Below are 18516 nucleotides of genomic sequence, written 5' to 3'. Positions count from 1 at the left end.
CGGCCGGGTCGCTCACGCGTCGGGGGGGGATGTGGGGCGCAGTTCGGACACGAACTTGTCGAAATCATCCGCCGCCTGAAAGTTCTTGTAAACGCTGGCAAAGCGCACATAGGCCACCGTGTCGATCCGCGCCAGCGTTTCCATCACGATCTCACCGATGGTGCCCGAGGGGATGTCGGTATCGCCCAGGCTTTCCAGCCGCCGCACGATGCCCGAGATCATCTGGTCAATCCGTTCAGCCTCGATGGGCCGCTTCTGCATCGCGATGCGGATGGAGCGTTCCAGCTTCGTGCGCTCGAACGCCTCACGCCGGCCAGAGGTCTTGACGACCACCAGATCGCGCAGTTGCACCCGTTCATAGGTGGTGAACCGGCCCCCGCAGGCTGGGCAGAAGCGGCGGCGCCGGATCGCCACGTTATCTTCGGCGGGGCGGGAATCCTTAACCTGGGTGTCGTTGTTTCCGCAAAATGGACAGCGCATCGCCTCTCCCTCGGGGTGGTGGCCGGGACTTCCACAGCACTATAGGCCCACGCCGAGGGGTTGGGTAGTCTTGATGCGCAACCACTATATGCGCCATGCGCACCTGTTGCTCAGAAGACTCAGGCGGGGCCGCGCGGGCCGGGGCCATGGCGCGCTCAGCGCACGATCACCACGCGGGTGTTTTCCAGCCCTTCGGTGCGTGCCATTTCGAACAACACGGCGGCATTTTGCGGATGCAGGCGCACGCACCCGGCCGAGGCGGGACGCCCCAGGCGGCTGATCTGATCGGTGCCGTGAATCGCATAATTGCCGCTGTAGAATATGGAATACGGCATCGGCGCGTTGTTATAGCGGCTAGAGCGGTGGTTTCGCGACAGAAATTGCGCGGTGTATTGCCCCGTGGGCGTCACCTTGCCCGGCCGCGCGGTGGACACGGGCCATTCATGGATCAATAGCCCGTCCTTGTAGACATGCATCAACTGGGCAGAGATGCTGACCCGCGCCACGATCCGGTCGGCCATGGCTTGCCCGCTGCTTACAAGTCCGACGAAAACGATCGGCAAAAACACGCGCAATGTGATGGCAAAAAATCGGCCCATTGGAAACCCGCATTACATAAACCCCGCTATGCAAGGGTTTAAGAGTGCCAGATTCGAGTCAAGATCTTTCTTTCATGCTGGTTTACGGGCGGTCGACGGTCCTGCCTGCGCATCCCGATAAAAGCCCCCCACCCGCAGACCGCCGGGCCGGGGCTTCTGCTGCCGTTGCCCCTAAACCGCGCCCGACACCTCGCCGCCTTCCAGCCGCAGCACCCGGTCCATCCGTGCGGCCAGCGCCATGTTATGCGTGGCAATCAGGGCCGACAGGCCGGTATCGCGCACCAGGTCCATCAAGACGCCAAACACCTGATCGGATGTTTCGGGGTCCAGATTGCCCGTCGGTTCATCCGCCAGCAGCAGGCTGGGCCGGTTCGCCATGGCGCGGCAGAACGCAATACGCTGTTGCTCGCCCCCTGACAGGGCGGCGGGGCGGTGGCTGGCGCGCGCGCCGACGCCCACGCGGTCCAGCAGGTCGCGCGCATGGGCGGTGGCCTGCGCCGCCGCGATACCATTTGCCAGTTGCGGCAACACCACGTTTTCCAGCGCCGAGAATTCCGGCAGCAGGTGGTGAAACTGGTAGATGAACCCTACCTGCGCGCGCCGCGCCCGGGTGCGGGTGGCGTCCCCGAGGCCGGTCAGGTCGACGCCGTTGATCTCGACCTCGCCGGTGTCGGGGCTGTCCAGCAGCCCCGCGATATGCAGCAGCGTCGATTTGCCTGCGCCCGACGGGGCGACCAGCGCCACGACCTCGCCCTTGGCCAGCGTCAGCGAAGCGTCGCGCAGGACCTGCACTTCGCCGGGGCGGCCCGCATTGTAGGTCTTGCAGATATTGCTCAGGTGCAGCACCGGTTCATTCATAGCGCAGCGCCTCCACAGGGTTCATCCGGGCGGCGCGACGCGCGGGAAAGATCGTCACGATGAACGACAGGCCCAGCGACAGGCCGACGGCTTTCAGCACATCCTCCAACCGCAGTTGGGCGGGCAGGGCGTAGATGCCCCGGATTGACGGGTCCCACACGCCACCGCCCGCGACATAGTTCACGAAGCTGAAGATCTGGTCGATGTAGATGGCGAATACGCAGCCCAAGATCACCCCGCAGGCCGTGCCCACCACGCCCACCGACGCGCCGCAGATGAAGAACACCCGCAGGACCGAGCCTTCGGTAAGCCCCATGGTGCGCAAGATGCCGATGTCGCGGCCCTTGTTCTTCACCAGCATGATCAACCCCGAAATGATGTTCATCGCCGCGATCAGCACCAGGATCGACAGGATGACGAACATCACGTTATCCTCCACATCCAGCGCGCGCAGGAAGGAGGACGCGCCGTCGCGCCATGTCCAGATCATCGCGCGCTCACCTGCGGCGCGCATCAGGTCCAGTTCGATCTGGCCGATGCGCTCGGGTTCTGCCACCATGACCTCCAGCTCATCGGCCAGCCCGTCGCGGTTGAAAAAGCTCTGCGCTTCGGCAAAGGGCATGTACATGCGGGTGCGGTCGATGTCATAGCGACCGGCGGTGAAGATATAGACCACCTCATAGGCGTTGACGCGCGGCGAGGTGCCAAAGGGCGTCTGCACCCCGTCGGGCGAGATGACGCGCACCCTGTCGCCCAGCACCACGTTCAGTTCGCGCGCAACGCCAGATCCGATGGCGATACCCTCGTTGAACCTCGATAGATCGCCGATCCCGGTTTCGGGGTCGGCCACGCGGGGAATGGTCTCCAGATCCCCGGCGCGGATGCCGAAAACCTCGACCCCGGTGTTGCGGCTGTCGTTGCTGACCATGACCTGCCCCTTGATCAGGGGGGCGACCCGGGTCACGCCCGGCACGGCAGCCAGTCGTTCGGCCTGTTCGTCATAATCGTCGATCGCGCGCGTGGTCTGCCCGGTTTCCGAGACATGGACCGCGCTATAGACGGTCAGGTGCGCGTTCGCACCCAGAATGGTGTCGATGAATTCAGCCCGGAATCCAGAACGTACCGACAGCGTGGCGATCAGCGCAAAGACCGCCAGCGCGATGCCCAGAAAAGAGATCAGGGTCATCACGCTGACCCCGCCCTCGGCCCGCCGTGCACGCAGGTAGCGCCACGCAATCATCCATTCAAACGCGGCAAAAGGCCGGGTGTCGCGCGCAGCGAAAACCGTCGCGTCAGGTTGCGCGGCGGCGGGTGGGGGCGTCTGGCCTGTCATGCGGGGCGTTTCCTCGATTTTCGCGCCAACGTCTTCGCAAAATGCGCAAGGGTCAAGGCCGATATGGTGGCTGTGCGGTCACATTGGCGCAGGGGGCGGGAATATCTGTGTGAAGCGGCGCGGGTGGTGAAAAACGCGCGCGCGGGGCCTTGTGGTGTCACTGCGGGGGCAGGGCGGGCCTGCCCGCTTTGCGGCGCATGAAATCCAGCACCGAACGCGCCGCCCGCTCGGCCGGTGGCGGACCGTCAGCGCCCAGCCGCGCCATGGTCAGGTCCATCGCGGCCAGTTGTTGCGCACGCGCCGCCGGGTCGGCCAGCAGTTGGTGCAGCGCGGGGGCGATATGGACGGGGTGGCAGTCGCGGCCCAGGAATTCCGGCACCGCGCGGGTCTCTGACACCAGGTTGACCAGGGTGACTGTGTCCAGCTTCACCAGCCGCCACAGGATGAACCGTGACAATGCGTTGAAATCATAGGCAATCACCATGGGCGTGCGGCTGGCGGCCAGTTCCAGCGACACCGTGCCCGACGCCGCCAGCGCCAGATCGGCGGCCCCGAAGGCTGTGCGCTTGGCCTCGGCGTCGCGTGGGTCCAGCAAGATGGGCGCACCGGGCCAATCTGCGGTGACGGCGCGCGCGGTGTCATAGCTGCCGCTGACCGTCGGCACCACGACGCGCGCGTCCGGATGATCGGGGATCAAGAGCCGCAGCGCCGCGCCAAAGCGGGGGCCAAGCCGCGTAATCTCGCCCTTGCGCGACCCGGGCAGCGCCAGGATCAACGGCGCGCCCGGGGCCATGTTCAGGCGGGCGCGCAAGGCTGCGATCTCGTCCGCGCTGGCCTGCGGCTGGGTGGTGACCGGGTGGCCGACGAAATCGCAGCTCATGCCTGCGGCCTGCATATAGGGCGGCTCAAACGGCAAAAGCGCCAGCACATGATCGACAAGCGGCGCCATTTTCGCGGCCCGCCCCGGGCGCCACGCCCAGACCGAGGGCGCGACATAATGCACCGTGGGCAGATCGGGCCGTGCGGCGCGGGCCAGCCGCAGCACCCGCAGGCAGAAATCCGGGCTGTCGATGGTCAGGACCAGATCAGGCGTGGTTTCGGCAATCGCTGCGGCGCATTGTGCGATACGGGCGCGCAGCATGCGGTACTTCGGCAAGACCTCGGCCAGCCCCATCACCGACAGGTCGGACATGGAAAAGCGGCTGGTCAGCCCCTCGGCGATCATCGCATCGCCGCCGACCCCGTCAAAGCGGACCTCAGGCGCGGCCATGCGCAGCGCGCCCATCAGGGCGGCCCCCAGCGCATCGCCTGAGGGCTCTCCGGCGATGATGAACACCTTCACGGCGCGGTAACCCAGAGGAAGAGGCCCAGTTCATCCGCCAGTGCCACGGCCCGCGCCCGGTCCAGCAGCATGACGCCGCCCCCAACGATGGCCAGCCCCGCCAGCCCCGCCGCATGGACGGCGCGCAGCGTGTCCGGGCCAATCACCGGCAGGTCGATGCGGCGGTCCTGCCCGGGTTTCGGGGCCTTGAAAAACACGCCGCCGCGCCCGCCTTTTTCGCGCCAGGCGGCGACTTGGGCCAGCATGGTGTCGGTGCCCGGCAGCGCCTCGACCGCAAGGCAAAGCCCCTGCGCTACGACGCAGCCCTGCCCGACATCGACGGTGCCAAGCGCCTGCACGATTGCCTTGGCGCGTGCGACATCGCGTTTGGCGCCCGCATCGGGCTGGTGGTCGCCCAGCACACCCTCGGGCGGCAACAGGTCGGGGGCGATCTGGTCGGCGGAAAGCACGCAGAGCCCCCATTCCTCGAACATCGCGATGATTTCGCGCAAGGTGGCGTCATCGCCCTGCGGCAGGGCCGCCATGATGCGCGGCAGCAGCGTCGCGGTCTTTGGGTCGATCAGCGCGGGGTCCAGCCGAGGGCGGGTGACGGCACCCGCAAACACCACATGGCTGACGCCGTTCGCCACCAGATTGTCCAGAAACGGCAGCAGCCGTTCCAGCCGGAAGGGCGTCATTTCCTGCCCGATCAGCCCGTCAGGGTTTTGCCCCCCCTCGGGTGTGGCGATCAGCGTGGGCGTGTCTGCCCGGTTCAGCGCGGCCCACAGATGCGCGGGCAGGGCACCGCCGCCTGCGATCAGCGCGACCTTTGCGGGGGGGGCGGCGTCAGCAGCATTCATGGCGTTCCCGTCAGGTTGGTTCTGGGGCGCGGCGCTGTGGTGCACCAGTCCCGGATGGGCTTTGGGGCGACGGGGGCCAGATCGCCCGCCGCCCCGGCGTTCGGTCTATTGCGGCTTCAGATAATGGCGCCCGGAATCGGCCAGCAAAAACCCTGTCATCTCGCGGATATGGGCGCTGTCGGTGGTGTCGTGCAGCGCCTGCGCGCGCTCGTGCAGCGTGCCATCTTCGCGCGCCAGCTCGGTATAAGCGGCGCGCATCGCGCCGATCTCGGCCCGGTCAAGGCCGCGCCGTTTCAGACCGACCAGATTCAGGCCATCCAGCACCCCGCGCGGTCCCTGCACCAGACCGTAGGGCATCACATCGCTGACCACCATCGTCACGGCGCCGATGATCGCGCCTGCGCCGACGCGCACATGCTGGTGCACGCCCGACAGCCCGCCGATGATGACCCGGTCACCAATGATGCAATGCCCGGCAAGTGCGGCCTGATTGGCCAGGATCACGCCATTGCCCACCTGCACATCATGGCCTACATGCGCGCCGGTCATGAACAGGCAATCGTCGCCCACCCGTGTGACGCCGCCGCCGCCTGCAGTGCCGGTGTTCAGCGTTGCGCCTTCGCGGATGCGGCAACGCGCGCCGACGATCAGCCGGGTACGTTCGCCCGCGAATTTCAGGTCCTGCGGGATCTCGCCCACGCATGCGAAAGGAAAGACCACGCAATCATCTCCGAGGTCGGTCCAGCCGGTGATGACCGCGTGACTTTTGACGATCACCCCCGCGCCAAGGGTCACTTCGGGACCGATCAGGCTGAACGGACCGATCTGACAGCCCGCGCCGATCTTTGCCCCCGGCTCTATCACGGCCGAGGGGTGGATGAAGGTTTCGGCCCTGCTCATTTGCCCGCGCCGAGGTCGATCATCGCGGTGAATTCAGCCTCGGCGGCGATCTCGCCATCGACCTTCGCCACGCCGTCGAATTTCCACACCCGTGTCGATCCGCGCTTGACCGTCACATACAGTTCCAGCACATCGCCGGGCACCACCTTGCGACGGAATTTCGCCTTTTCGATCGCCATGAAATAGACCAACGGGTTCTTGTCGATCAGGTCCAGCGAAATGCCGACCAGCACCGCCGAAGTCTGAGCCATCGCCTCGATGATCGTCACGCCGGGCATGATCGGCGCGCCGGGGAAATGGCCCTGGAAATGCGGCTCGTTGAAGGTGACATTCTTGATGCCGGTGGCCGTTTTATGCGCGACGATGTCGCGCACCTTGTCGATCAGCAAAAACGGATAACGGTGCGGAATGATCCGGGTAATCAACGACAGGTCGGCGCTGGTGTGGGGCGCGGCCCCGGGCTGGCTGGCGGGAACGGGCTCGGGCGGGGTCGTCATATGGTCAGGGATCCTTTGCGTAGGCCGGGCGCGCTTTGTGGCGCATTTGTTGCCTTCCCGTCTAGCAACAAGGGCCCCGCGTGGCAAGGCATGCGGCGGGACAGGGTTGCGCAGGGGGCGGGGCTGGGACCTGCATTGCGGCCTGCATTGGTGCAGCCCTGCTCGACCCGTCGTGGGCGCGCCGCGCATGGCTGGCAGCGCCCGCTGGCCATTACTGGCCGGGGCGCGGCGCTTCGGCTCCGGGGGCAGTCGTTTCGGGCGTTCCCGTCGCGGGCCTTTCCACATCCGGCACCCCCGTTTCGGGAACCCCCGCATCCGGTATCAGGGCGGGCGGCTCGGCATTTTCCACGCCGGTGCCCAGCAGATCGTTGAGGCGGATCACCACCTGATCGGTCAGGTCCGAGGCCGGATCGGACAGGATGACGCTGCGCTTGTCAAACAGCACCTGCACCCCGGCTTCGCGTGCCAGCGCGCTGATGAGCGGCGAGGCGGCGGCAAAGAACCGCTGTTCCTCGCGTTCCTGATAGCTGCTGATCTCGCGCGATTTCTGGTCCTGGCTTGTGCGGATCTGTTCGACATCGGTATCGAAAGCATCGGCAAGCGTGCGAAACTCTTCAGGGTTCAGCGTGGCGCGCAGCTCGGTCAGTTCTTCCTCGCGGGCCGACAATTCCGCCAGCAGAACCTGGTTTTCCTGCTCCAGCACCTGAAAGGCCGCCTGAACCTCGGCGCGAACGCGCTGCCCGAAGAGCGACATGGTATACATCCGCTCCTGATCCAGCACGGCGATTGCGCGGTCCTGGCTGCCCATGTCGAAACCCTGTGCGCTGACGCTGGCAGGCATCACGCCCACCAGCATCAGCGCCGCAATCAGGGGACGCAGCGCAGGCAGCATCAGAACCTTGTGACGATGTTCAGATCGAAGTTCTGCGTCTGGTCGAAGGCCTGCTTGCGCACCGGCTGCGAGAAGTCGAAGCGCAGTGGCCCGATGGGGGTTTCCCAGTAGAGCGACACACCCGCAGCCGCCCGCAGGCCGAAGCCATCAACCGTTCCGGCACCCGGGTTGTCGATGTTCCAGAGCGAGCCGACATCCATGAACACGCCGCCCTTGATACCGTATTCCTCGGGCAGGCCGATGGGGAATTCCGCCTCGGCGCGCGCGACCACATAGTAATTGCCGCCCAGCCGGTCATTGTTTCCGCCCGCCGTCGGTTGATAGGGGCCAAGGCCGTTGGCCTCGAACCCGCGCATGATGCCGTTCAGCGTGAAGCGTTCGGTCACGCGCGACTCGCCGCTCAGCATCGCCAGCGCGCCGCCTTCGATCTCGGCGCGCAAGATCAGGTCGTCGTTGAACAAACGCTGCTCATACCCTGCTTTCGCGGTGGTGCGGATGTAACGGCGGCTGTCGCTGCCCGCCCCGAAATCCTGCGCGAATTCAAAGAAGTAACCCCGGTTCGGATCAAAGCCGCCGCGCCGGGTGTCCAGCGAATAGGTGTAACCGATCAACCCGGTGACCTGACGGCCCTGCGCTTCGTCGCGCAGGGTGCGGGTGCCGGCGCCGGGCTGCGCGGGATCGGCAACCGGATCGACACCAGCAGCCAGACCGGGCGTGACATCCTGCACCACGTCGCCGACGATGCCGATGCGGGTTTGCAGGCGGCTGAATTCGCCGACCGGGAAGGTCAGTGAGACATTTCCGCGCAAGGTGCGCGTGTCATAGAATGTGTCGTTCTGGTTACTGGTCTCGGTATAGCCCGCGTTGATGCCAAACTCCAGATCGCGGCCCAGCGTGGCAGGCTCTACAAAGCCAAAGCTGAACTGCCGCGACCCCGGAATCGTGCCAAGCGCGAAGTTGACCCGCTGCCCGCGACCCAGGAAGTTGGTTTCCGAGAAGGTCACGTTGAACCCGACGCCGGTGCCGACGCCGTAGCTGAGGCCGAAGCCGAGCGAGCCTGTGGTGGTCTCTTCGACTTCCACATCTACAATGGCGGTGTCTTCGCTGCTACCGTTACGGGCATCGACCGCCACATCCGCAAAATAGCCCAGGGCGCGGATACGCTCGGCCGCCTCGCGGATTTCGCGCGGGTTCAGCGGGTCCCCTTCCGAAGCGCGGAACTGGCGACGGATCACCCGGTCTTGCGTGGTCGTGTTGCCCTGAATGTCGATGCGTTCGATGATGGTACGCTCGCCGCGCACGATCGCCAGTTCGATATCCAGCGTCTGGTTGCGCTCGTTGCGGGTGATGCGCGGCTCTACCCGCACGAAGCGGCGGCCCTCGGACACTGCAACACGCTCCATCCGCGACAGGGTCGTGTCCAGCGTGGTGGGCGTGAACACATCGCCCGTGCGCAGCCGGTTCTGTTCCGCATAGGGCGCGGGGTCCAGTCCTTCGACCTCATTCACCACGGTGATGTTGCCAAAGCGGAACTGCTGCCCCTCGCGGATGTTGAAGGTCACGAAGAACGAGTCGCGTTCGCGCGCGATCTCGGATGTGGCAGACAGCACCTGAAAGTCGACATAGCCGCGCGCCAGATAGAAGTCGCGCAGCAGTTCCTGGTCGAACGAGATGCGGTCAGCCACGAAGGTATCGCGCTGCACCAAAACGCGGAACAGGCCCGCCTGTTTGGTGTCTAGCACCCGGCGCAAACGGTAGTCCGAAAATGCATTGTTGCCGACAAAGGACACGCGCTCGATCTCGACGACGCGGCCTTCGCGGATTTCAAAGGCCAGATCGACCCGGCCATTGCCCCGCGGAATGATGCGCGGCGTGACCTCGGCGGCAAAGCGCCCACGCTGGGCGTAAAGCTCTGTTATCGCGATAACATCGGCCTCGACCTGCGTTGGCGACAGCACGCGACCCGGCTGCGACAGCACCACGGGGTTCAGCGCTTCATCGTCCAGGCGGCGGTTGCCTTCGAAGTTGATGCGCGCGATGATCGGGTTTTCGCTCACGATGATGCGCAGCGTGCTGCCGCTGGGCACCAGGTCAACGGTCTCGAACAGGCCCGAATTGGTCAGGCGCTGGAAGGCGGCGTTCAATTCGGCGGCGGACACCGTGGTGCCCCGGTTGATTCTTGCGAATCCTGCGACGGTGGCGGCGTCAACCAGTTGGTTGCCTTCGACGGTGACGGTGTTGAACCGGTAAGACTGCGCATCCGCTGGTGTGAAGAACCCGGCACAAGCCATGAAAAACATTGCAAACACCGCCACAGCGAAGCCGCGCGGACGATCCGCCCACGTTGCTTCGCGCGATGTCGCCGATTGGGAGAATACGCGCATCAGAACCCCGTTTACCGCTAGTTATTTTGTTACTGCCTATCGGGTTGACGGCCCCTTGTCAAAGCGGCTGTCGGTGCGGGTCCGCCCTTTGGGCGGACCCGGTGCAGACCCCGGTGCAGGGATGGGAAGGGCGTGTCAGATCACCACGCCTGCGCCATGGGCGGAATCGCCTGCGCTTTGGCGGAAGACCTCGAACAGCTCGCGCCCGATGCCATAGGTATTGGCCGACAGGTCCGGCGTCAGGGCGGTGCGGCTGTCCAGATCGACGCCCACTACATCAAGCGTGCCCGCCACCGCATCGACGCGCACGATATCGCCGTCCCGCAGCTTTGCCAGCGGGCCGCCCTGGGCCGCCTCGGGGCTGATGTGGATCGCCGCAGGCACCTTGCCGCTGGCGCCCGACATGCGCCCGTCGGTAACCAGCGCGACCCGCAGGCCGCGGTCTTGCAACACCGCCAGCGTGGGCGTCAGGTTGTGCAGTTCGGGCATGCCATTGGCGCGTGGGCCCTGAAAGCGCACGACGACTACAGTGTCGGACGTGAATTCCCCGGCCTGAAACGCGGCTTTCACCGATGGCTGATCCTCGAAGATCCGCGCGGGTGCCTCGATCACATGACGCTCGGTCGCGACGGCAGAGGTCTTCATCACCCCGCGCCCCAGGTTGCCTGCCAGTTGCCGCAGCCCGCCGGTCGGCTGGAACGGGTTGGTGGCGGGGCGCAGGATCTTCTCGTTCTGGCTGGCACCCGCGCCGTCTTCCCAGACAAGCACGCCATCGCGCAGCTTCGGTTCCTGCCGGTAGCGCGCCAGCCCGTCGCCCGCAACGGTACGTGCGTCTTCATGCATCAGTCCGGCATCCAGCAACTCGCCCATCATGTAGCCCAGGCCGCCCGCCGCGTGGAAATGATTCACATCGGCCAGCCCGTTGGGATAGACCTTCGCCATCAGCGGCACGGCCGCCGAGATATCGGCGAAATCCTCCAGGTCCAGCGCGATGCCGGCCGCGCGCGCCATCGCAGGCAGGTGCAGCACCAGGTTGGTGGACCCGCCGGTTGCCATCAGCCCCACAAGGCCGTTGACGAAGGCGCGCTCATCCAGGATCTCGCCTGCGGGGCGGAAATCATTTCCCAGCGCGGTGATCCCCAGCGCGCGTTCCACCGCCGCCCCGGTCAGCGCGTCACGCAGCGGGGTGTTGGGATTGACGAAGGACGCGCCTGGCAGGTGCAACCCCATGAATTCCATCAGCATCTGGTTGGTATTGGCGGTACCATAGAAGGTGCAGGTGCCCGGCCCGTGGTAGCTGGCCATTTCCGCCGCCATCAGTTCTTCGCGTCCGATATCGCCGGTGGCGAATTTCTGGCGCACCTTGGCCTTTTCATCATTCGGCAGGCCGCTTGTCATGGGCCCGGCGGGAATGAAAACCGACGGAAGATGCCCGAAGGTGGCGGCGGCGATGATCATGCCCGGCACGATCTTGTCGCAGACGCCCAGCCAGACCGCCGCATCAAAACAATTGTGCGACAGCGCGACACCGGCGGCCAGCGCGATCACATCGCGGGAAAACAGCGACAGCTCCATCCCCGGCTGGCCCTGCGTGACGCCGTCGCACATCGCCGGCACGCCGCCCGCCACCTGCGCGGTGCCGCCCGCGCGGCGCGCGGCTTCCTTGATCTGGTTGGGATAGGTTTCGAACGGCTGGTGGGCCGAAAGCATGTCGTTATACGCGGTGATGATACCAAGGTTCGGCGCGCGGCCTTTGGCCAACGCATCCTTGTCCCCTTCCGTCGCGGCATAGGCATGGGCCTGGTTGCCGCAGCTCAGGTGCGCCCGCACCGGCCCGGCCTCGCTGGCGCGGGTCATCTGGTCGAGATACCGCTGACGGCTGTCTTTCGAACGGGCACGGATGCGATCTGTCACGGCCTCAATTCGGGGATCAATGGTCATGGTGTCTCCTTTGGGCTGGTTCACCCCGGAACATACGCGGTTAGCGCTAACAGGGCAAGGCGGCTGTGTGATGGATCGGCTGAGCGCGCGCCGCCCCAGCCTTGCACCGGGCGCATGGCGGAACTGTCGCGGTGTCGGTGGTGCTGCGGTGCAGCGACGGCTATGTTCGTCTCAACAGGAAACCAAAGGAATGGTGATCAACATGAACCGCTACGTACAAAACAACTTCGATTTCGACACGATGGACATCATCGCCGTAGAGCGCGAAGCCCGCCGCATGCGCGCCGAAGCTGCAGCACAAATGGCCCGCAGCCTGGTCGCATGGGTGTCGCACAAATTCGCCGCGCTGCGCCCCGCCCACAACCACCACGCCGCCTGAAGCATATTGCGCGAAGGGGCGGATGGGGCAGGGCGCTGATGCGCCCACCCACAGGCCCAAACCACAGGCCCCCACCCACAGGCGCCCGGCCGCATGAACGGACGTGAGCCGCTTCAGATCGGTAGCCCCGGCTGCGACATGCCCTGACCAAAGGGCAGCCAAAACTGCCGCCCGACGAACCGCCATCCGCACGCGCGGCGCATATCGCGCTGCCTGTCAAAACAAAACCCCCGCGCGCCTCCCGGCGGCGGGGGTTTTGTTTTGGTGACGCGCGTCTGACGCCCACGAAAGCCGACACGGCGCGGCGCAAGAAATACGCCCCGCGCGCAATAACACTTTTCCTGCGCCCGGTTGGGCGCTATGGCAGGCGCATGACACACACACCCCTCCCCGTGATCCGCCTTAACCCAAAGGCACAGGCCCGCGCCATCCGGCATGGCTTTCCTTGGGTTTTCGCCGATGAGCTTGTAACCGATCGCCGCACCCGCGCGCTGACCCCTGGCACCTTGGCGGTGCTGGAGGATACAGAGCGCGCGCCCCTTGGCGTCGTCACGATCAACCCGAACTCGAAGATCATCGTGCGGATCCTCGACCGTGATCCCGGCGCGGTGGTCGACACCGACTGGCTGACGGCAAAGCTGCGCCACGCGCTGGCCCTGCGCGAACGCCTGTATCCCGCGCCCTTCTACCGGCTGATCCATGCCGAGGCCGACGGCCTGCCGGGCGTCATCATCGACCGTTTCGGCGATCTGGCGGTGATCCAGCCCAATGCCGCCTGGGCCGAGGTGCTGATCGAGCCGCTGGCAGATGCCCTCGTGGCCGTCACCGGCGTCACAACCGTGGTCAAGAATGGCACCAGCCGGGTGCGCGGGCTGGAAGGTCTGCCGGATGAAACACTGGTGCTGCGCGGCGATGTGACCGGCCCGGTTGCGGTGCCGATGAACGGGGCCACCTATATGGCCGACGTGCTGGGCGGGCAGAAAACCGGCCTGTTCTATGACCAGCGGCCCAATCACGCCTTTGCTGCCGGGCTGGCTGGCGGGGCGCGGGTGCTTGACATGTTCGCCCATGTCGGCGGCTTCGGGCTGGCCGCCCTTGCCGGGGGGGCTTCGCACGCGCTGGCGGTCGACAGCTCTGCCCCCGCGCTGGATCTGGCCACCCAAGGTGCCGAGGCCATGGGCGCGGGCGCGCGCTTTGCCACCCGTCAGGGCGATGCCTTCACCGTGTTGGAGGCCCTGGGGACCGAGGGTGCGCAGTTCGACCTGGTGGTTTGTGACCCGCCCGCCTTCGCGCCTGGCAAGAAGGCGCTGGATGCAGGTTTGCGCGCGTACGAACGTGTGGCGCGCCTTGCCGCACCCTTGGTCAGCCCGGGCGGCTATCTGGTACTGTGTTCATGCTCGCATGCCGCCGAACTCGCCGCTTTCCGCACGGCGTGCACACGCGGCATCGGGCGGGGCGGGCGTGCGGCGCAGCTGATCCACACCGGATTCGCCGGGGCCGACCACCCGCAACACCCGCAACTTGCGGAAACCGGCTATCTGAAGGCGCTGTTTTTCCGCATGATGGACTGACACGCGGCCACGCGCTTTCTTGGCGCTACCCGGGCGGCACGCGGGCGTTCATGATCTGCGTGACGCCCGCATTCCTCCAAGGGTGCCGCCCCGTGGTCGACCACCCTGAAGCGGAGCCTTGCAATGCCCGGCACCAACGCTGTCCCGCCTGCCCATGGCCCGCGCATCATGCTGGATGCTTGCGTCCTCTACCCGACGGTTTTGCGCGAATTGCTGCTGGGCGTGGCTGCGGCGGGGGGATTCACGCCCCTGTGGTCACCGCGCATCCTTGCCGAATGGCAGCACGCCGCCGGGCGGTTGGGGCCGGGCGGGGCGGCGGTGGCTTCGGGCGAAATTGCCCTGATGCGCGCGCGCTGGCCGGGGGCAGAGATCACACCCGCGCCGGGGGTCGAAGACCAACTGGATCTGCCCGATGCGGCTGACAAACACGTCCTGGCAGCCGCGATCACTGCCCCGGCCACGGCGATCGTCACGCTGAATCTGCGCGATTTTCCCGCCCGTGCGCTGGATGGCCACGGCCTGCGCGCGATTGGCCCCGATGATTTCCTGATGGACCTCTGGCTGCAAGATGCCATGCTGGTCGAAGGGCCGGTGGCCGCGACCGTCGCGCGGACCGAGGCGGTATCGGGCCGCCCGCAGCCCTTGCGCGCGCTGCTCAAACGCGCCCGCCTGCCACGCCTGGGCAAGGCGTTGGCTTCCTGAGGGGCGGCCAACGCCCCTGCATCCCGGGTTTTCCGACCCAGACCCTGCAGAGTTTTCATGCCGTGAAATGCGGTATAGGGCCTGCGGCCCAGAACCCCGGCAAGCTCGCACAGCCCGCTAATGACAGGCGCAGGACATTGGGGTAAAAGCGGCAACGCGCACTTTTGCACGCTGATTTGGGTGTGCGGGGCAAAGAGATGCCGTGCGTGATCCGGCCCCGCATCGGGTTCAAGCCCGTTGTCAGCCCCCTGCCACAGCATGTCGCGCGCAACCGGGGACAGGTTTGTACCTCATGCAAGTGACCCGACAAGGCCACCCCTTCACGCCTTGGGGATACCACGCCACTTGGCTTCCAGCGCCTCAATGGCCTTGATGCGGTCGGGGGTCTTGGGGTGGCTGGCCATCCAGACCGGCGGGCCGCCGCCGCTGCCGGTCAGCTTTTCCAGCTTGCCGAACAACGATTTTTGCGGCGCGGTACCGATCCCGGCCTTGGTCAGCAAGGCGCTGGCATAGGCATCGGCCTCGTATTCATCCGCGCGGCTCAGGCCCGCCGCCAGCAGCGTCGTCAGCCCGTTGGCGATCAGCACGCCGAGACCCGGCAAAAAGCGGTTCAGCACGACCGAAAGCGCCACCCGGATGGCGTTCTGCCCCGAAAAGTCGATCATCCGGCGGCGCGAATGGCCCAGGGCCACATGCCCCAGTTCATGGGCAATAACACTGGCAAGCTCTTCTGCGCTGACCTCACCCGCCCGGTACTTGTTGTAAAATCCCCGGGTGATGAAGATGCGCCCATCCGGCGCGGCCAGCCCGTTCACGGGGGCGACCTCATAGATATGCACCTTGATGCGGTCCAGATCGAGGGCGCGGGCCATGCGGTCGGTAAGCCCCTTCAACTGCGTATCGGCCAGGGGCGTGGATTGCGAATCCAACGCGCGCCCGGTCCGCCACGCGGAAAAGCGATACATCACAAAAGCATAGGCAATCGCCAGAAGAATCGGGGTAAGTTTCAACATGCGCTGAATATGGGGCGGGGCAGGGGGCACGGCAATAGGGCGTAGCGCATGGTCGCAGGCGGTGGTCCGCCCCCCCGCGCCTCAGGTGTGTTTCTGGCTGTGCAGATGCGCCGCGCAGCCCATCAGGGCGGCATAATCATCCTCAACCATGAAGACCGGGAAATCTTGCAGGAAGGTGCTGAACCGCCCATGGTCCAGAAACGCCGCGCCAAAGCCGAAGCGGTCCAGATAAGGGGCGAAGGCGCGCGCCACGCCGCCGATCAGGCCGACCCCGCCATAGGGCAGACTGTTGAGCGTCAGCGCCCCCGCAACCCGCCCGAAGAGCGACACGAAATGCCGCGCCGCCGCTTCTGCCAGCGGATCGCCTGCGGCCAGTTCGGCCATGATGTCGCCCACCGGTTTCTGCGCCGCGTCTTCCGCCACGCTGCCCGCGACCAGCGCGTGCCAGTGGTACAGCCGCGCCCAGCCCCTTCCCGACAGCACATCCTCGACCGAGGCAAAGCCCAGCGATGCCTCTAGCCAGCGCGCCAATGCCACATCGCGGTCGTCGCGCTGCGGCATCAGGGTGTGCCCGGCCTCAGCAGCCGGGACCAGCACGCCCGCCGCACCCTGATAGACCGGCGCCGCGTTGAACCCGGTGCCCAGCCCGATGACAAGGCGCGTGGCCCCTTTGGCGGGCGCGCTCCCCGTGCCCGGCAATACGGAGCGGCGATGGCTGTCAGGCACCTGGTCCAGCGCGTGCCCCTGGGCCTGAAGGTCGTTGAGCAGCAGCGCCCGGCCCGCACCCGTCGCTTCGCACAGGGCCCCGGGCGTGATCGCCCAATCCAGATTGGTCAGCCGCCCGATGCTGGGCGACACCGGACCCGCGATGGCGACGCAGGTGCCCGCCACCCGGGTGCCGCCGGTCTGGGCCAGATAGGTGCTCAGCACCGCCTCCAGCGAGGGATGTTCGGTATTGGCGAACCGCCGGATGCTGCCGCCGCGCAGCACAGCGCCATCTGCCAGCGCCACGCGGGTATTCGTCCCCCCCACATCGGCGACCAGATTGGGGGTCATCGGGTTGGAAGGGGCAGAAGGGGACATGGCGCGTACCTTGAATATGGATTGTGCGGCGGGAGGCGGGGCGGTGATTCAGGAGGGTGGTTCAGGCAGGCGTCCGCGCCAGGGCGCGGGCAAGGGCGTGATAGGACGCCTTTGGCGTGCGTTGCAAGCTGTCAAAATCCACATGCACCAGCCCAAAGCGTTTCTCGTACCCCAGCGACCATTCGTAATTGTCCATCAGCGACCAGATGAAATACCCCTTCAGCGGCACGCCCTGCGCCATCGCGTCCTGTGCCGCGGCGACATGGTTGTTGAGGTAGTCGATGCGCGCCGTGTCATCCGCGCCGATCACGTCGGGATTGGCCATACCGTTTTCAGTCACGTAAAGCGGCAGGTCGCCGGTGTAATTGTCGCGCGCGAAGGTCAGGAAATGCGTCAGCCCCTGGGGGAAAATCTCCCAGCCCATCTGGGTCTTGGGCAGCGGGCCGGGGCGTTCCTCATGGTGCGGCCAGGGCGTGGCGGCGGGGCTGGACCCGTCCACATCTGCCTCGGCCGCTGCCGGGCCGATCACCTTGCGGGTGTAATAGTTCAGGCCCAGCCAGTCGACCGGCTGCTTGATCGTCGCCATATCGTCCTGCCAGCCCTGAGGCATATGCGGGGCCAGCCCCTCCAGCACATCGGCGGGATATTCGCCCTTGAACATCGCGCCCAGGAACCAGCGGTTATAGATGCCGTCGTATAGCTCTGCGGCCTTGATCGCCTCGGGGGTGCCATCCACCGGCGAGGCATATTCAAAGTTGCACACCGCGCCAAGGTTGCCCATGCCCTGCGCCCGCATCGCCTGAATGGCGCGGCCATGCGCCAGCCCGACATGGTGCATCGCCCGGGCGGCTGCGCGGATGTCGCGCATCCCCGGCGCGTGGTGGCCATAGAAATGCGACAGCCAGGCGACGCACCACGGTTCATTCACCGGGGCGGCGGACCACAGGCGGTCGCCGATCCGCGCACAGAGCGTTTCGGTATAATCGGCGAACCAGCCCGCCATGTCGCGGTTGCGCCAGCCACCCAGATCCGCCAGCGGGCTGGGCAGTTCCCAATGGTAGAGCGTCAGCGCGGGCTTGATGCCGCGCGCCAGCATCCCGTCCACCAGCCGGTCGTAAAAATCGAGACCCTCCGGGTTGGCCGCGCCGCGCCCCTCGGGCATCACCCGCGCCCATGACGCCGAGAAGCGGTAAACATCCACCCCCGCATCGCGGATCAGGTCCAGATCGCCCTCCCAGCGGTTCAGGTGGTCGCAGGCGCGCGCACCGTCTTCTGCGCGCACGACATTGCCGGGCGTGGCGGCGAAGCTGTCCCAATGCGTGGTGCCTGCACCGCCCTGGGCATGGCCCTCGATCTGATAGGCCGAGGTCGCGACCCCGAACAGGAAGTCATCGGGGAAATCGGCGCGGTTGAAGGTCAGATCGGTCTGGGGCATGGGGTCCTCATGTGTCTTGCGGGCGCGCTGCGGGATGGCAGACGCGGCTGCGGAAGGTCTGATGATGTGACGATGACGGGGGCGAGTGTAGCAGCCAAGGCTGGCACAGGCACCCCCGGCGCGGTTCTTTCAGGCGAAATCCCGCATGGGGCGGGGCGGTCGCCTTTCTGGCAGGCAGGTTGCGGGGACGGGCGGGTGGCCGTGCCGTGGCGGGACGGCCCGCTTCGGGCGCCGGTTTCAGGGAATGTGATCGGCAGTCGGCGTAACC

The 18516-nt window shown here is 66.2% G+C and carries 17 protein-coding genes; 3 read left to right on the top strand and 14 right to left on the bottom strand.

Annotated features, from left to right (window positions below; genetic code table 11):
- Positions 1–12: 12 nt before the first annotated feature.
- The 11 genes from nrdR to edd form a co-directional block, all read right to left on the bottom strand.
- Positions 13–480: a transcriptional regulator NrdR gene (gene nrdR / locus H9529_RS06125; protein WP_092890978.1), complete on the bottom strand. Its 468-nt coding sequence runs from the start codon at positions 478–480 to the stop codon at positions 13–15.
- Positions 481–635: 155 nt separating this feature from the next.
- Positions 636–1079 carry a L,D-transpeptidase gene (locus H9529_RS06120; protein ID WP_092890976.1) on the bottom strand — a complete coding sequence of 148 codons (444 nt, stop codon included), beginning with the start codon at positions 1077–1079 and terminating at the stop codon, positions 636–638.
- A 171-nt stretch (positions 1080–1250) separates the two neighbouring features.
- Positions 1251–1937: an ABC transporter ATP-binding protein gene (locus tag H9529_RS06115; RefSeq protein ID WP_092890974.1), complete on the bottom strand. Its 687-nt coding sequence runs from the start codon at positions 1935–1937 to the stop codon at positions 1251–1253.
- Complete coding sequence (locus H9529_RS06110; protein WP_223814353.1) at positions 1930–3177, bottom strand: lipoprotein-releasing ABC transporter permease subunit; 1248 nt, start codon at positions 3175–3177, stop codon at positions 1930–1932. The genes H9529_RS06115 and H9529_RS06110 overlap by 8 nt, the downstream gene beginning before the upstream one ends.
- Positions 3178–3427: 250 nt before the next feature.
- Complete coding sequence (lpxB, locus tag H9529_RS06105) at positions 3428–4612, bottom strand: lipid-A-disaccharide synthase (protein WP_092890970.1); 1185 nt, start codon at positions 4610–4612, stop codon at positions 3428–3430.
- Positions 4609–5451, bottom strand: a complete 843-nt coding sequence (locus tag H9529_RS06100; RefSeq protein WP_092890968.1) for an LpxI family protein — start codon at positions 5449–5451, stop codon at positions 4609–4611. Before H9529_RS06100 ends, lpxB begins: the two co-directional genes overlap by 4 nt.
- Positions 5452–5556: 105 nt before the next feature.
- Complete coding sequence (gene lpxA / locus H9529_RS06095; RefSeq protein WP_092890966.1) at positions 5557–6351, bottom strand: acyl-ACP--UDP-N-acetylglucosamine O-acyltransferase; 795 nt, start codon at positions 6349–6351, stop codon at positions 5557–5559.
- Positions 6348–6848: a 3-hydroxyacyl-ACP dehydratase FabZ gene (fabZ, locus tag H9529_RS06090; protein WP_092890964.1), complete on the bottom strand. Its 501-nt coding sequence runs from the start codon at positions 6846–6848 to the stop codon at positions 6348–6350. The genes lpxA and fabZ overlap by 4 nt, the downstream gene beginning before the upstream one ends.
- A gap of 211 nt (positions 6849–7059) precedes the next feature.
- On the bottom strand, positions 7060–7740 hold the full coding sequence (locus tag H9529_RS06085; protein ID WP_092890962.1) for an OmpH family outer membrane protein: 681 nt from the start codon (positions 7738–7740) through the stop codon (positions 7060–7062).
- The gene (gene bamA, locus H9529_RS06080) at positions 7740–10124 is read right to left on the bottom strand and encodes an outer membrane protein assembly factor BamA (protein ID WP_223814313.1); all 2385 of its coding nucleotides are present in this window, start codon (positions 10122–10124) and stop codon (positions 7740–7742) included. The genes H9529_RS06085 and bamA overlap by 1 nt, the downstream gene beginning before the upstream one ends.
- Before the next feature lie 135 nt (positions 10125–10259).
- Positions 10260–12065 carry a phosphogluconate dehydratase gene (edd, locus tag H9529_RS06075; RefSeq protein WP_092890960.1) on the bottom strand — a complete coding sequence of 602 codons (1806 nt, stop codon included), beginning with the start codon at positions 12063–12065 and terminating at the stop codon, positions 10260–10262.
- A 190-nt stretch (positions 12066–12255) separates the two neighbouring features.
- Here edd and H9529_RS06070 point away from each other — a divergent pair, with 190 nt between their 5' ends.
- From H9529_RS06070 to H9529_RS06060, 3 genes are all read left to right on the top strand, one after another.
- Complete coding sequence (locus H9529_RS06070; protein WP_092890958.1) at positions 12256–12444, top strand: RSP_7527 family protein; 189 nt, start codon at positions 12256–12258, stop codon at positions 12442–12444.
- A 371-nt stretch (positions 12445–12815) separates the two neighbouring features.
- Positions 12816–14015 (top strand): RSP_2647 family RNA methyltransferase, encoded by a 1200-nt coding sequence (locus H9529_RS06065; protein ID WP_092890956.1) that lies wholly within the window; start codon positions 12816–12818, stop codon positions 14013–14015.
- A 123-nt stretch (positions 14016–14138) separates the two neighbouring features.
- On the top strand, positions 14139–14717 hold the full coding sequence (locus H9529_RS06060) for an RSP_2648 family PIN domain-containing protein (RefSeq protein WP_092890954.1): 579 nt from the start codon (positions 14139–14141) through the stop codon (positions 14715–14717).
- Between the two features lie 320 nt (positions 14718–15037).
- On the opposite strand, the gene H9529_RS06055 is transcribed toward H9529_RS06060, so the two are convergent.
- The 3 genes from H9529_RS06055 to H9529_RS06045 form a co-directional block, all read right to left on the bottom strand.
- On the bottom strand, positions 15038–15730 hold the full coding sequence (locus H9529_RS06055; protein ID WP_092890952.1) for a M48 family metallopeptidase: 693 nt from the start codon (positions 15728–15730) through the stop codon (positions 15038–15040).
- A gap of 81 nt (positions 15731–15811) precedes the next feature.
- Complete coding sequence (locus H9529_RS06050; RefSeq protein WP_223814312.1) at positions 15812–16813, bottom strand: glucokinase; 1002 nt, start codon at positions 16811–16813, stop codon at positions 15812–15814.
- A 61-nt stretch (positions 16814–16874) separates the two neighbouring features.
- The gene (locus H9529_RS06045) at positions 16875–18233 is read right to left on the bottom strand and encodes a GH1 family beta-glucosidase (protein ID WP_092891110.1); all 1359 of its coding nucleotides are present in this window, start codon (positions 18231–18233) and stop codon (positions 16875–16877) included.
- Positions 18234–18516: the final 283 nt, after the last annotated feature.

Origin of the sequence: Roseicitreum antarcticum, assembly GCF_014681765.1 — a bacterium.
GTDB classification, from domain to species: Bacteria; Pseudomonadota; Alphaproteobacteria; order Rhodobacterales; family Rhodobacteraceae; genus Roseicitreum; species Roseicitreum antarcticum.
The sequence above is the reverse complement of the archived record's forward strand: the minus strand, read 5'-3'. Positions and strand labels throughout refer to the sequence as shown.